The sequence below is a fragment of the Sorangium sp. So ce362 genome (assembly GCF_051519845.1).
Lineage (GTDB): Bacteria > Myxococcota_A > Polyangia > Polyangiales > Polyangiaceae > Sorangium.
Genome location: NZ_CP150332.1, coordinates 7,657,571 through 7,671,187, shown reverse-complemented (window position 1 = coordinate 7,671,187; position 13,617 = coordinate 7,657,571). Strand labels below are relative to the sequence as shown.

Below are 13,617 nucleotides of genomic sequence, written 5' to 3'. Positions count from 1 at the left end.
CCTTCGTGACCGCTCAGAAGCCCACCACGGCGTCGTAGGCCGGCTTCGGGTCGTGGTTGACGTCGAAGAGCAGGGGGAAGTCCTTGCGCCCCGAGCTGAACTCGGACAGCCAGGTGTTGTCGTCCGCTATGCCCCAGAAGGTGACGCCCGTGATCACGGTCCTGTACTCCCGGAACAGCTCGAAGAACTCCCGATAGCGCGCGGCTTGCTTGGCCTTCAGGTCGTCGGTGAAGGTCGCGGCCGTGTAGAACGTGCTCTGGTTGTACGTCATGCCGGGGATGTACAACGAGATGTCGAGCTCCGTGACCTGCACCTCCAGGCCGAGCGACGAATAGAGCTTGATCGCCTCTTCCAGGTTGGCCACGTGCTGGTAATATGCCTGGTTCGTGGTCACCGTGGAGGGCTCGACGTTGAAGTGAGCTTGCAGCCCCACGCCGTGGACTGGCACGCCCTGAGCGAGCAAGCCTTTGAGCATGTTGTAGATGCCCTGCTGCTTGGCGGGGATGTAGTTGTAGAAGTCGTTGTAGAACAGCTTGGCGTCCGGGTCGGCTGCGTGCGCGGCCTTGAAGGCCTCCGCGATATAGCTCTCGCCGATGATCTCGTGCCAGCGGCTCTTCTGGCCCTCCGCCAGGTTGCCCGTGCGGTACGTGCCGTCCTCCATCATGGCCTCGTTCACGACGTCCCACGCGTAGACCTTGCCCCGGAAGTGACGCATCACGTTGCTGATGTGGCTGTTCATGCGTGCCAGCAAGGTCTGCTTCGAGACGGTGCCGCCAGAGCCGTTCGAGAACAGCCAAGCGGGGTTCTGGCTGTGCCAGACCAGGGCGTGTCCGCGGATCTTCATCCCGCTCGCGACCGCGAAATTCACGATGCGATCCGCCGCGTCGTAGGAGAAGCTGCCCTCGGTCCTCTGCAGCGACTCGAACTTCATCTCGTTCTCGGCGGTGACGCTGTTGAAGTGCGTCTTCAGCAGCGCGGCGTGCGTCATGTACGACTGCGAATCCACCGCTGCTCCGATCGGGAAGTAGCTCGCGTACTTCTCCGCTAGGTTCCTGGGGTCGCCAAGGTCGCCAGGCGAGTGCGGCATTCCTCGTTTCAGCCGAGCGGCTCGTGCAGCCAGCGCACGCGCCAGCCAGGTACAGTAAACCTGTACTCGCACGGTGCCCGCGTGCGCGCCGACGCGCACGATGGACCGCAATTTCCGCTGCTGCGGCGCTCGTTCGTGTTCGAGGAGCCCGCCCTGCTCATCCACGGGGTGTCCGCGGTCACGTGGGCGCTCCATGTCGGCGCAGGCCTCTCTTTTTGATGATCAGGCGGTCGCGATCCGGAGATTGCACGAGGTGTGAGCCGTGGTGAAGCGCTGACCCTGATGGATCTCCCCGCCGCCGTTCTGACCGAGGGCCGGGGGGCGGCGGGGCGAATCGCCGCGCTCGTGGCGGAGCACTCGGAGTTCGTGTGGCGCTCGCTGGTGCGGCTCGGCGTGCCGCGCGCCGACGCGGAAGACGCGGTGCAGCAGGTCTTCCTCGTGGCGACCCGGAAGCTCTCGGCCATCGAGACCGGCCGTGAGTCCGCGTTCCTGTTCAGCACGGCGCAGCGGATCGCCTGGCACGCGCGGAGGACGCAGCAGCGGCGACGGGAGGTCCTCCTGGAGGAGCCCCACGAGCGCGTGGATCCGGCGCCGGATCCCGAGGAGATGATGGATCGTGCTCGCGCCCGCGAGGCGCTCGACGCCATCCTCGAGAGCATGCCGCTCGAGCTGCGCGCGATCTTCGTGCTGTTCGAGCTGGAGCAGATGACGATGGCGGCCATCGCCGCGATGCTCGAGCTCCCACCGGGCACGGTCGCCTCTCGCCTCCGCCGCGCGCGGGAGCACTTCCAGGCCGCCGTGAGGCGGCTCGAGGCGCGGGGCCATTTGCGAGGTGAGTGCCATGAGTGATCCTGAGCGCCTCCTGGACCAGAAGGAGAGAGCGCTGCAAACGACGCTCCTCCGCGCGGCGCTCGACGAGAGCCCGCCGAGCGGCCTGACCCGGCGCACGCTCATCGCGCTCGGCGTCGTCGCGGCCGCGGCGAGCACGGGGGGCGCGGCCGTGGGCGTCGGCGGCGTCGTGGCGGGCGCGGGGCGCCGATCTTACACAAGCCGATTCCTTCGGTCTGCGGGTCGCTGGAAGCTGAGGATCGAATACGGCATGACGAGGAATCTGACCCACAGAATATTCCTCCGAGGCCTGGTGGCGCCCGCGACAGGTTCGGCGCCACAGCCACCGGTCGAGCAGGCTGGCTTCAGGGTGAAACCTCGAACAGGCACCGCGTGATCGGGATGGCGACGTCCGCCCACACGTACAGGTAGTATCTCGTGCCCGGGACGAGCTCCTCGGGGCTCCCGTCGGCGGGATAGCCCTGCTTCGTATCCGGTGGAACCTCGCCGTAGGTGATACCGCTCTTCACAGGCTCGCCGCTCGAGGGCACGTCGAGCCGCCAGATCGTCCCTTCGGGCAGGTCGAGGTTGGGCGGGGCGCCCGGGTTCTCGGCGTCCGCCGACAAGACATAGACGTAGCGGGCGTCGCCGCCGGTCCAGGTGATCTTGCCTGCGGCGTCCACGCCTTCCCCCGCCGCGCACGCGCTCGGCGCGTAAAGGCTCTGCTGGTAGAGAGGCCCGCCGAACGGGGTCTGGTCCGCGAAATCCTCCTTCGTGAATCCGCGGCGCCGGAGCTCGCCCTCGAAGAACGCGACCATCCGCGCCGGGTCGGTGGTGGGCAGGCCGGCGACGTCGCGGGAGAAGCCGTTGTTCTGGTCCGCCGGATACGCGCCGAGCGCATCCGAGGAGACCCAGCCGGCGACCAGCGCGAGGCCCGCCGGATAGAAGCTGTCGGTCCAGACCGGCCCGGCCTCGATGTACCAGTTCGACGGCCCCGCGGCCGGCGCGGCGTCCTCCGAGTGACAGCACACGCACCCGCACGCCTCGGTCTGCTCCGTGACCCAGGCGAGCTCGCCGAGCCATTGCGGGTCGGAGAGGCGTGGATCATCGCTCGGGGTCCTGTACTCCGAGGGAGGAGCGGGCCAGTACGGGCGCTGCGTGAAGACCGGCTCGCACGACGCGTAGTCGGTGAACAGGCGGCCGGGCTCGGTGCAGCCCGAGATCGCGCCGAACGTGCAGACCTTGCCGTCGCTCTGCCCGGCCGGCTCGCCGGCCATCGGGTCGACGCAGGCCTGCTCGGGCCACTGGAAGACGGCGCCGCCCGTGCCCACGCCGCCGGCGCCGCCGCCGGGCTCCCCCTCGGTCTCTCGACAGGCCCCCAGCCCTCCGAAGGCCGAGACGAGGAGCGCTGCGCCCAGCATCACGTGCGGTGAATGGAGGAGCTCTTGCTTCACGGTCGAATCTCCTGAACGTGGCCTTCGAACGAAAGGGTATTGTGATTTAGCTTACTGTTATGCGCGGCGAGCGTCCCGATGTATACTGTTTGTTCATGATTGTGCAATCGTTGTACAATGTTTTGTGATGGAAAAAGTGTGCCAGGTCACATCTATGTGGGTGAAGGCGCGGCTCGGGGGGCTGGCAAGCTCGGCAGCCACGGCGGTCCGAGGTGACGGGCCGGCCGGCGTGAGCTCTCCACCCCCGACGCTCGACAGACCCTCCTCGGAGGCGCAGCGGCCCGCCGGCGACGACAGCCCCTCACCGGAACGCGCCGATGCCGAACGAGAGACAGGGCTCTCCGTCGCGCACCGAGAACGCCGCGAGCTGCTTCTCGGGAGGGTACATGTACCCGAACAGCGTGCACATCTCGTTGTCGCCGAGGCCGAAGGTGAGATCGTGGTCCGACGTGTTCCGGAACCTGCACGCGTACCGGAGGGAGTCGCCCTCCTCGAGCGCGATCGCGGGCCGGTAGACCTCGATGTCGCCCTCCAGGTCGAACCCCCCGCCCGCGTAGACGCGCGCCTCGCCGCCGTCCTCGCGGACGACATCCACGTCGAAGGCCTCGGCGTAACGGTGCGTGTGGGGCATGAGGGAGACGATGTTCCCGCCGAACGTCGAGCACGCGGCGCCGACGGTCCGGGTGGCGCGCGGCGGGACGAGGAAGTCGTTCACGTTCATGACGAACGGCACGAGCTCCTCCGTGCGCTCCGAGAGAGGCATGGTGAAGAAGTCGTAAGCGAGCTCGACGACCGCGGGCTCGGCCGACGTGTTGAGCAGGTGGACGCTCGTCGCGATCTCGCGGGACGAGTCGAGGGTGAAGCCCATCCCCTCCGGGAAGACGAGCGTCTCGTCGCCGACGACCTGGGTGGAGCTCGCGAAGAGGACGTCGGGGATGACCGCCGGCAGCGCGCCAAAGGGGTCGTCGGCGCCAGGATGGCAGTCCGGGTACGGGTTCGGCCCGAGCGATGGATCGACCGGCTTGGCGATGACGTTGCTGTGGTGCAGCCCGGCCGTCGTGTAAACGCGCGCCGCGTGGACGGTCTCGTTCACGAGGGCAGGGAAGGGCCATGAGAGGCAGAAGGTCGCCTCCTCGCCGGGCGCGAGGGGCCGCGGCGGCGCGATGATCCTGAAGCCGCTGCGCGGCGGCTCCGGCAGCGTGAGCCGGGTGGGCGGCTCGCCGAAGGCGACGACGTTGTCCCGGTCGATGCGCGCTTCAGGCTCGTAGCGGGCAGCAGGGTGGACGCACCGCCCGCGAAAGAGCTCCTCGCCGGGAGCGCACGCCGCGGGCGGCGAGGGCTCGAGCCCGGCGCAGGCAGGGAGGAGCGGAATCCAGAGGAGACTCTTCAAACGTGCTCTGTCCCTCGGGACGGAGCGGAGCTGGGGAGTTCGCATCACGAATCACCTGCGACCGGCGGCGCCTCACCGGAAGCCTCGACTGGCGATCTCCCCTGCCGGAAGACAAGGCCAGCACGCGGCCAGGGCGGATCCCGCGGCCTCCGTGGCGCTCCCGGCACAACCGAGGACAGCCCGGGCCGATGCTGCCCAGTCGCCGCGACCGCCGTCCCGCCGGGGGGCGCCGGCGCGGCGGCCTCTCCGCCAGCGCGGCGGCTGCGCTGCCGGGGTAGGGCGACCCCAGCACATCCCGCCGGTCTGGAACGCCGGGTCGTCGCCACGGCGCGGCGGGGTCGCCCACGTGAACACCCTGCTCACCCGGCTCGACGCTGTGCGCAACAAGGGCGTGACGTGGGCGTCGCGGATCGTCTAGCATCCGCCTGCGAGGGGCATCACGCCCCACGATCCCCTGCATCACCCGACGACCACGCAGCGTGGTCCCGGCTCGTGGAGAGACAGCATTGAGCGAGCAAGCAATCGAGCCCGCCCTCCCCGTCACCGCTTTCGAGAGGCGCTTCAAGCACCCGCCGGGGCTCGTGATCCTCTTCTTCGCGGAGATGTGGGAGCGTTTTTCCTATTACGGCATGCGCGGCCTCCTCAAGCTGTATATGGCGAACTACCTGTTCGTCACGGCGCGCGAGGCGTACCAGGGGTGCCGACAGCACGCGCCGCCGTGCGAGCTCGTCCATGGCGATCCGGCCTCGGTGTTCGGCTGGGAGTTCATCCGGGGCCTGCTCCCGAGCGCGCCCGGCGAGCAGGCGTCCGTGCTCTACGGGCTGTACACGGGCCTCGTCTACCTCACCCCGTTCTTCGGCGGCATCCTCGCCGACCGGGTGTGGGGCCAGCGCAAGACGGTGGTGATCGGCGGTGTCCTGATGGCCGTCGGACACTTCGTCATGGCGCTGGAGAACTCGTTCTTCCTCGCGCTGCTCCTGCTCATCCTCGGTAATGGCGCGTTCAAGCCCAACATCTCGACGCAGGTCGGCAGCCTGTACCCGAAGGGTGATCCGCGCCGCGACGGCGCCTTCACCATCTTCTACATGGGCATCAACCTCGGCGCCTTCATCAGCAACCTGGCGTGCGGCACGCTGGCCGCCATCTACGGCTGGCACTACGGCTTCGCCGCCGCGGGCGTCGGGATGTGCCTTGGGCTCGTCGTCTACCTGATGGGGCAGAAGTACCTCGCCAAGGACAACCTGATGAAGGCGGCGGAGGGCACCGGCGAGGAGAAGCAGCCGCTCACGAGCGACGAGTGGAAGCGCGTCGGCGCGCTCGTGGCGCTCTGCGCCCTCAACATCGTCTTCTGGGCGGTCTACGAGCAGCAGGGCAACACGATGCAGAGCTGGGCCGACGAGAAGACGATATGGCCCAGCGTCCTCGGCTTCCAGCTCCCCTCGACGTGGTTCCAGTCGTGGAATCCGCTCTGCATCATCCTGCTCGCCCCGCTCCTCGACATCTTCTGGCGCTGGCAGGCGAGGCGGGGCACGGAGCCGACGAGCGTGTCCAAGATGGCGATCGGCTGCACCCTCCTCGGGGTGTCGTTCATCGTGATGATCCTCGGCGCGCAGGCCGTCGGCGACGGCAAGGGCAGCCTGTTCTGGCCGCTCTTCTGCACGCTGCTCCTCACGATCGGCGAGCTCTACCTGTCGCCCATCGGCCTGTCGCTCGTGACCAAGGTCTCGCCGGTGCGCATCGTCTCGATGATGATGGGCATGTGGTTCGTCTCGAGCTTCTTCGGCAACACGCTGAGCGGCTTCCTCGGCATCTTCTACGAGCGCTGGTCGAAGGACATGTTCTTCCTGATGCTCACCGTCCTCGGCATCGGCGCCGGCGCCGCGATGTTCGCGTTCAACAAGCCGCTCCGCCGGGTCATCGGCAATCAGTGAACCGGGCAGCTCCCGGCGCGGCGGCGCCCCCGAGGCGGGGGGCGCCGCCCGCGTCAGGGCGCCCGGGCCCCGCCGGGCTCGACGATCCGCTCGTCGAGCACCGCGAGCCGCCCCTCGGGCAGCGCGCTCCCGATGGCGGCCACGGCGCGGCGGACGCTCTCCAGCGTGCTGCACGAGGCGACGTCGACGAAGAGCCGCCCCGACTCGGGCCAGGAGTGCAGCGCCACGTGCGACTCGCTGACGACCGCGCACGCGGTGATGCCCTGCGGCGAGAACGGGACGACCACCACCTCGAGCAGGGTGAACGGCCCGGCGGCCACGGCCGCCTCCAGCGCCCCGCGGAGCGCGGTCGGGCTGTTCAGGAAGTCGAAGGGACAGCCTTCGAAGTGAGCGAGGGCGACGTACAACCGCATCGGTGGGCAGGGCGCGCAGCGGCGGCGCCGCGCTGGCTGGGCAGGATAGCCGAGGCCGGGCGGCGCGGGACCGGAATCGGAGCGGCCCGAGCCGCGGGGGCGCGCCTCGCCGCGAGCAGGAGCGGGTCGGCGCGCCGGCGCCGCGCGGGGCGCGCCGGCGAGCTCACGCCGCGGGCGCTCCGGCCGGCGCTGGCGCCCGGGAGGTGCCGGCCCGCGCCGCGGCCTCGACGCAGACACGGACCTCCTCCAGCAGCTCCTGGAGGCCGAGCTGGCCCTTCTGGAACACCCTCTCCGTGCCCATCCGGAGCCGCGCGCGATCCTCGTCCGTGAGCTCCTTGGCGGTGAGCACGATGAGCGGCATCCGGCGCCAGTGCTCGTGGAGGCGCAGCCGCTCGATCAGCTCGAACCCGTCCATCTCCGGCATCATCAGATCGACGATGGCCGCGTCCGGAGCCTCCGTGTCGGTGGCCAGGAGATCGAGCGCGAGCCGCCCGTTCGCCGCCGACAGCGCGTCGCAGCCCGACCGGCGCAGCATCCCCTCGAGCAGCTCCCGGCTCGGCGCGTCGTCCTCGACCACCAGGACGCGCGGGCTGCGCCCGCTCCGGAGCGCGCAGCGCGCGAGGGCGCGCTCCAGGGCCTCGCGCTCGACCGGCTTCGTGATGTAGTCCGCGGCGCCGAGCGAATACCCGATGCCCCGCTCCTCGACGATCGAGATGACGATCACCGGGATCGACGCGAGCGCCGGGGTCGACTTGAGCGCCGAGAGCACCCGCCAGCCGTCCATCTCGGGCATCAGGAGATCGAGCGTGATCACATCGGGAAACAGCGTGCCGGCGAGGCGCAGCCCCTCCTTTCCGCCCGGCGCGAGCGCCACGTGGTGGCCGAGCGCCTCGATGTGCCGCTTGAGCAGGTCGCGCACCGTGGCGTCGTCATCCACCACGAGGACGAGCCGCTGCGCGTCCCCGTGACCCGGTGTCCACGCCTCGGCGCCGGCTCGGCCGTGGCCGTCCGCCGCGCCGTTCCGCGCTGCGGCCTCGTCGGGCGCCGCCGCGAGCGGCAGCCGCACGCTGAACGTGGAGCCTTTGCCGGGCTCGCTCGTCACGTCGATGGCGCCGCCCATGAGCTCGACGAGCCGCTTCGTGAGCATGAGGCCCAGCCCGGTGCCGCCGTACCTGCGCGACGTCGACGAGTCGGCCTGGACGAACGGCTGGAACAGCCGCTTCAGCTGCTCCTCCGTCATCCCGATGCCCTCATCCTCGATCTGCAGGTGCAGCGTCGGCCGGCCGGGCCCGCCCTCGAGCGCCACCCGCACCCGCACGGCGCCGTCGGCGGTGAACTTCGCCGCGTTGCTGAGGAGGTTGTAGAGGATCTGCCGCGTCCTCCGCGGGTCGGCGTGCAGGGTGATCGCGCTGTCGGGGCGGTGGATCGAGAGCGTGTTCCGGTGCTGCGCGACCAGCGGGCGCACGGTCGAGGTCACCTCGTCGAGCAGGGCCTGGACGTCGAAGGACTCGGGGTGGAGCTCCATCCTGCTCGCCTCGATCTTCGACATGTCGAGGACGTCGTTGATGAGGCCGAGGAGGTGGGCGCCGGCCTGATGGATCTTCCCCAGGTCCGACACGAACGCCTGGTTGCCGAGGTCGGTCGCGTCCTCCTGGAGCATCTCGCTGTAGCCCAGGATCGCGTTGAGCGGCGTCCGCAGCTCGTGGCTCATGTTGGCGACGAACTGGCTCTTGGCCAGGTTCGCGCGCTCGGCCGCCCTCGCCATGGCCTCGGCGTGCGTCTTGGCCTCGGAGAGCTGCAGGTTCACGACCTCGGCCCTCTCCATCGCCTGGGACAGCGCCCGCTCCGTCTCCTTGTGCAGGGCGATCTCCTGCTGCAGCTGCTCGTTCTGCCGATCCAGCTCCTCCTCGACGAGCTCCCGGCTCTCCCAGGAGAGGACGAGCCACCAGGCGCCCACGCCGATGAGGACCACCACCGCCGAATAGAGCTTGATGAACGCGGCGAGGACCTCCGGCCGCGCCTCGGGGGTCAGGGCAGCGCTCCAGTAGAACAGCCAGAAGAGCGCCCCGACGACGCCGGCCATGGCGAGGAACACGAGCGCGAAGCGCAGGAGCCGCGACGAGAGCCGCGCCGACAGCCGCTCCGCCACGAAGGCGCGGAGCGCCGTCGCCCGGCGCGCGTCGACCCCGGCCCGCGGCGTCTTGCAGACGTCGTGGCAGCGCGCGTCCAGCGTGCAGCAGAGCGAGCAGATCGCCCCCTCGTACACGGGGCAGTACGCCATGTCCTGCGGCTCGTAGCCGTGCTCGCAGACGCAGCACTGCGCGACGCCATGGTCCTTGTCGTTCGAGAAATGAGCGTTGTGGCGGGCGATGTAATACTTGCCCTTGGTGAGCCAGGCGATGGCGGGGGACAGCGCGAACGCGAGGCCGAGCGCGATGAACGAGGAGTACGCCGCGGCGGCGGGGCCGAACACCCCGGCGAAGCAGAGCATGGACGCCGCGGCGCCCACGCCCATCGCGCCGACCCCGACCGGGTTCACGTCGTAGAGGTGCGCCCGCTTGAACTCGATGTACCGCGGGCTCAGCCCGAGGGGCTTGTTGACGACGAGGTCGGCCACGATCGCGCCGATCCACGCGATCGCGACGCTGGAGTAGATCGCGAGCACCTTCTCGAGGGTCTGAAAGACCCCGAACATCATGAGGAGGAGCGCGATCGCGACGTTGAACACGAGCCACACGACGCGGCCGGGGTGGCGGTGCGTGAGCCGCGAGAAGAAGTTGGACCACGCGAGCGACCCGGCGTAGGCGTTGGTCACGTTGATCTTGAGCTGCGAGACGACGACGAACGCCATCGCCACGAGGAGGACCACGCTCCGGTTCGAGAAGACGTGCTCGTAGCCGGCCAGGTACATCACCACCGGCCGGAGCGCCGCGTCCACGCTGGAGCCCTGCCTCACCGCGAGCGACGCGAGGAAGGCGCCGGCCAGCTGCTTGGCGCCGCCGAGGAGGATCCACCCCGGGCCCGCGAGGATCAGCGCGATCCACCACAGGCGGCGGTTGGATCTCGTCCTGTCCGGCATGAACCGCAGGTAGTCGACCTGCTCGCCGATCTGCACGATGAGGGAGAAGCTCACGTTGGCCGCGAGGCCGAAGAGGAGCGGGTCGAACGCGTTGCCGCTCGGCGACCTGCCGGCGAAGCTCGTCCAGCCGGACAGCGCCTCCGGGTCCTTCTGGAGCACGAAGACGAACGGCAGCGCCATGAGCACGAGCCACAGCGGCTGGGTCCAGAGCTGGAATTTGTTGATCAGGGTCACGCCGTAGAGCACGAGCGGGATGATCACCGCCGAGCACACGAGGTACCCGGGCACGAGCGGCAGCCCGAAGTAGAGCTCGAGGGCCTGCGCCATGATGGCGGCCTCGAGGGCGAAGAAGATGAACGTGAACGACGCGTAGATGACCGACGTGATCGTCGAGCCGATGTAACCGAACCCGGCGCCTCGCGTCAGGAGGTCCATGTCGAGGTTGTAGGTCGCCGAGTAATAGGTGATCGGCAGGCCCGTGAGGAAGATGACGGCGCTGCAGACAAGGATCGCCCAGAGCGAGTTCGTGAATCCGTAACTGACGATCAGCGAGCCGCCGATGGCCTCCAGCGCCAGGAACGAGATGCCGCCGAGCGCCGTGTTGGCGAGGAGCGCCGGGGACCACTTCCGGAACGACCTCGGCGCGTAGCGGAGGGAGTAGTCCTCCATGGTCTCGTTGGCGACCCAGCTGTTGTACTCGCGCCTCTCCCTGACGATGCTGTGGATGACCTGCATGGCCTGCCGCTCCGCGCCGCCGCGGCACGCCGCGGCCAGGCGCCCTGGTGTTCACGGACCCTCGCCCCGCGACGCGCCCCGGCCGGAGCGGTCCCCCTCGCTCAGCCCCCGCCCGGCTCGTCCGCGGCGCCGCGCGCCGCGCGCTGCGCCTCCTCCGCGCGCGCCCGGTGCTCGCGGAGCAGCGTGACATAGGCCTCCTCGCACTGCCTGAGCCGCTTGAGCTCGAGACAGGCGCGGATGCGCGCGTGGAGCAGGACCATGTTGAACGGCTTTGTCACGTAGTCCTCGGCGCCGCACTCGATGCCGCGCGCCACGTCGCCGAGCTTGTCGGACGCGGAGAGCAGGACCACCGGCGCGAAGCCGAGGCGCCCCTCGCCCCTCAGCTTCTCCAGGACCTCGAGGCCGTTCAGATCCGGCATGACGAGATCGAGCAGGATCAAGTCATAGTCGTTCTCGCGGATGAGCTGCAGCGCCGTGCGCCCCCCGGGCGCCTGGTCCACCTCGTACCCCCGCCGCTCGAGGCACGAGGTCAGCATGTCGCGGTTCACGGAGTTGTCGTCCACGATGAGCAGGCGCCCTCCGATGCCCCCGGCCCTGGCCTGGGGGAGCGGCGCAGGAGGGGCAGGCTCGTCCTGGCCGAGCGGCAGCCCGAGCCACGGGGCCTTCGGGAGGGCGCTCTGCGAGTACCCCGCGATGAGGTTGCGCAGCATCACCCCCGCCGCCTGGATCCTGCAGAGGATGGGGATCAACGCGGACCGCTCCTCGCGCTCGAACCGGGAGAGCAGCTCCGCGCAGAGAGGCTCGATCTTGCTCGTGTGCGGCTCGGTGGCGGCGTTGAGCTCACGCAGGCTGCAGAGCAGCGCCTGCGCGTCGCGGCTGCCGAGGGCTTCCTCCGAGATGCGCTCGTCGACCTGGGTGAGCACGAAGGCCCCGATGCCCCGGAGCCCGTTGAGCGCGTCGAACGTGCTCGTCGGCGCGTCGAGGGGCAGGCACTCCAGGAGGTGGTCGCCGTAGCCCACGATCGCGGTGAGCGACGTGTGGAGCTCGTGGCGGAGGTGCGCGACGAGCGATCTCCAGAGCTCCTGTCGGCCAGGCCTGTCGCTCGTCGCGGCGCTGCGCCCGGCGAGGGGATCGGCCGGGCGCTTCACGGCGACTCCCGGCCGAGCAGCGTCTGGATCTTCGCGTCGAGGCGCTCGATCTCGACGGGCTTGATGTCGTAGTCGTCGCCTCCCGCCTCGATGGCCTGCTCTCTGTCGCTGGTCATCGCGTGGGCGGTGAGGACGATGATGGGAATGTCCCTGGTGCGCGTGTCTCCCTTGAGGCGACGGGTGGCCTCGAGGCCGTCGATGCTGGGCAAGCCGACGTCCATGAGGATCAGCTGCGGCTGCTTGGCCCGCGCCAGCTCCACCCCCGACTCGCCGTCCACGGCGGTCACCACGGCGTATCCACGGCGAAGCAGGCGTCGCGATAACATGTCACGGTTCATCTCGTTGTCTTCGACGAGGAGAATGGTGGTCATGAGGTGGCCCCCTTGAAAGCAAGATCTCGCAGCGCCCCGCCCGATGACGAACGCGGCCGCCGTCACGCCGACGCGCGCCAGGAGGCGGCGCCCCGCGCTGCCCGCGAGCGCCGCGTCGGCAGGCGGCTATTCCGCCTTCAAGAGCTCCCGAGCGGTCGTGTCCCCCGTCTGCGCCGCCTTCGTCGAGTCGATGTCTCGTACGTTACGGTATCGGTTTTTGAGGGTCCATAGAAATCGGTGTTTGCTCCGTCACGAAGGTGCTTCTCCGAGAGCGGGTGTCCTCGGTCGGCGCCTCTCCCCGGCGGGGGAGCTGCGTTGTGTCCAGCACGTGTCGAGCGGTGACGGGGAGAGCGGCGCGGCCGCGAGATGGCCTGTCGCAGGTGGGAGGAGTCGATTCAGGACGTACGCTGCCGGAGCGAGCCGGTCCCCGGGCGCTCAGCGCCGCGCGATCTCGACGATCTCGCGCGCGCGGTGGCCGCCGATATCGAAGCGCCCCTCGAGCCCCGCGAACACGAAGCTGTTCACGCGGCTGCCCCGGACCTCGCGGGCGGCGCTGGCGCCCCCGGTGCGCTCCAGGAGGAACACGTCGAGCCCGCCGCCGATCGATGGGCCGAGCGCGACGCTGTCCGACATGCGGACGTCGATCACCGCGCCGAGGCGCGCGAGCTCGAAGCCGTGGGTGAGCGTGTCGCGCTGCCGGCCCGGCGTCGCGGTCCAGAGGGCCCGGTAGCCGCTGCCCAGCGAGATCACCGGATCGATGCGCTCGAACGGCGCGAGGTGAAACCTCGCCTCCACGCCCGCCGTCATGCCGCGGACGTCGGTCTCGCGCCGCTCCGGGCCCATGGCCATGTACTGCTCGTAGCTCGACGTCAGGCCGAGGCCGAGCTTCGGCGTCGCGCGGTAGCCGAGCTTCACGGCCACGCCGGCGCCGGGGCCCGACACGTCGCGAAGGCGCCGCTCGCTCCCGATGCGGCCGAACCCCTGCGTGTACCCGGCGCCGACCCCGAGCTCGAGCGCGTTGCTCGGCGCCCTGAGCGGCGAGCTCAGGTAGCTCGGCGGGACGTCGCCCCCGAAATCCTGCGCCGAGGCGGCGCGCGCGCAGAGCACGCCGAGCGCGCCCGCGGCGACCACGAACCCCGTGTTTGCCTTCATTGCGGATCCTCCTCGTTCGCGGCGCCACG

The 13,617-nt window shown here is 69.8% G+C and carries 12 protein-coding genes; 4 read left to right on the top strand and 8 right to left on the bottom strand.

What is annotated here, in order from left to right; all coding sequences use genetic code 11:
* Positions 1 to 13: 13 nt before the first annotated feature.
* Positions 14 to 1,087, bottom strand: a complete 1,074-nt coding sequence (locus WMF17_RS29240; protein WP_437644302.1) for an endo-1,4-beta-xylanase — start codon at positions 1,085 to 1,087, stop codon at positions 14 to 16.
* Positions 1,088 to 1,168: 81 nt separating this feature from the next.
* Between WMF17_RS29240 and WMF17_RS29235 the strand changes: the two genes are divergently transcribed.
* The 3 genes from WMF17_RS29235 to WMF17_RS29225 are packed head-to-tail and all read left to right on the top strand — an operon-like array spanning position 1,169 to position 2,312.
* Positions 1,169 to 1,306, top strand: coding sequence for a hypothetical protein (locus WMF17_RS29235; protein ID WP_437644301.1), 138 nt, complete (start codon positions 1,169 to 1,171; stop codon positions 1,304 to 1,306).
* Positions 1,307 to 1,342: 36 nt separating this feature from the next.
* Complete coding sequence (locus WMF17_RS29230) at positions 1,343 to 1,936, top strand: RNA polymerase sigma factor (RefSeq protein WP_437596455.1); 594 nt, start codon at positions 1,343 to 1,345, stop codon at positions 1,934 to 1,936.
* Positions 1,929 to 2,312: a hypothetical protein gene (locus WMF17_RS29225; protein WP_437644300.1), complete on the top strand. Its 384-nt coding sequence runs from the start codon at positions 1,929 to 1,931 to the stop codon at positions 2,310 to 2,312. The genes WMF17_RS29230 and WMF17_RS29225 overlap by 8 nt, the downstream gene beginning before the upstream one ends.
* Here WMF17_RS29225 and WMF17_RS29220 read toward each other — a convergent pair.
* Positions 2,281 to 3,369: a proteinase inhibitor gene (locus tag WMF17_RS29220; protein WP_437644299.1), complete on the bottom strand. Its 1,089-nt coding sequence runs from the start codon at positions 3,367 to 3,369 to the stop codon at positions 2,281 to 2,283. The genes WMF17_RS29225 and WMF17_RS29220 overlap by 32 nt on opposite strands.
* Before the next feature lie 301 nt (positions 3,370 to 3,670).
* Positions 3,671 to 4,759: a hypothetical protein gene (locus WMF17_RS29215; protein WP_437644298.1), complete on the bottom strand. Its 1,089-nt coding sequence runs from the start codon at positions 4,757 to 4,759 to the stop codon at positions 3,671 to 3,673.
* 506 nt (positions 4,760 to 5,265) lie between these two features.
* Between WMF17_RS29215 and WMF17_RS29210 the strand changes: the two genes are divergently transcribed.
* A complete protein-coding gene (locus tag WMF17_RS29210) occupies positions 5,266 to 6,690 on the top strand; it encodes a peptide MFS transporter (RefSeq protein WP_437596452.1) in 1,425 nt (474 codons plus the stop codon).
* 53 nt (positions 6,691 to 6,743) lie between these two features.
* On the opposite strand, the gene WMF17_RS29205 is transcribed toward WMF17_RS29210, so the two are convergent.
* From WMF17_RS29205 to WMF17_RS29185, 5 genes are all read right to left on the bottom strand, one after another.
* On the bottom strand, positions 6,744 to 7,103 hold the full coding sequence (locus WMF17_RS29205) for an S-adenosylmethionine decarboxylase family protein (protein ID WP_437596451.1): 360 nt from the start codon (positions 7,101 to 7,103) through the stop codon (positions 6,744 to 6,746).
* A gap of 163 nt (positions 7,104 to 7,266) precedes the next feature.
* Positions 7,267 to 10,917, bottom strand: a complete 3,651-nt coding sequence (locus tag WMF17_RS29200; protein ID WP_437644297.1) for a hybrid sensor histidine kinase/response regulator — start codon at positions 10,915 to 10,917, stop codon at positions 7,267 to 7,269.
* Positions 10,918 to 11,018: 101 nt separating this feature from the next.
* Entirely contained in the window at positions 11,019 to 12,065 is a 1,047-nt protein-coding gene (locus WMF17_RS29195; protein WP_437596449.1) for a response regulator transcription factor, read from the bottom strand.
* Entirely contained in the window at positions 12,062 to 12,436 is a 375-nt protein-coding gene (locus tag WMF17_RS29190) for a response regulator (RefSeq protein ID WP_437596448.1), read from the bottom strand. Before WMF17_RS29190 ends, WMF17_RS29195 begins: the two co-directional genes overlap by 4 nt.
* Before the next feature lie 435 nt (positions 12,437 to 12,871).
* A complete protein-coding gene (locus WMF17_RS29185; RefSeq protein WP_437644296.1) occupies positions 12,872 to 13,588 on the bottom strand; it encodes a hypothetical protein in 717 nt (238 codons plus the stop codon).
* Positions 13,589 to 13,617: the final 29 nt, after the last annotated feature.

Excerpts from the sequence above, each read along its gene's own strand:
- WMF17_RS29200 (WP_437644297.1), bottom strand. The coding sequence starts at position 10,917 with ATGCAGGTCATCCACAGCATCGTCAGGGAGAGGCGCGAGTACAACAGC.
- WMF17_RS29225 (WP_437644300.1), top strand. The coding sequence starts at position 1,929 with ATGAGTGATCCTGAGCGCCTCCTGGACCAGAAGGAGAGAGCGCTGCAA.
- WMF17_RS29190 (WP_437596448.1), bottom strand. The coding sequence starts at position 12,436 with ATGACCACCATTCTCCTCGTCGAAGACAACGAGATGAACCGTGACATG.
- WMF17_RS29240 (WP_437644302.1), bottom strand. The coding sequence starts at position 1,087 with ATGCCGCACTCGCCTGGCGACCTTGGCGACCCCAGGAACCTAGCGGAG.
- WMF17_RS29205 (WP_437596451.1), bottom strand. The coding sequence starts at position 7,103 with ATGCGGTTGTACGTCGCCCTCGCTCACTTCGAAGGCTGTCCCTTCGAC.
- WMF17_RS29185 (WP_437644296.1), bottom strand. The coding sequence starts at position 13,588 with ATGAAGGCAAACACGGGGTTCGTGGTCGCCGCGGGCGCGCTCGGCGTG.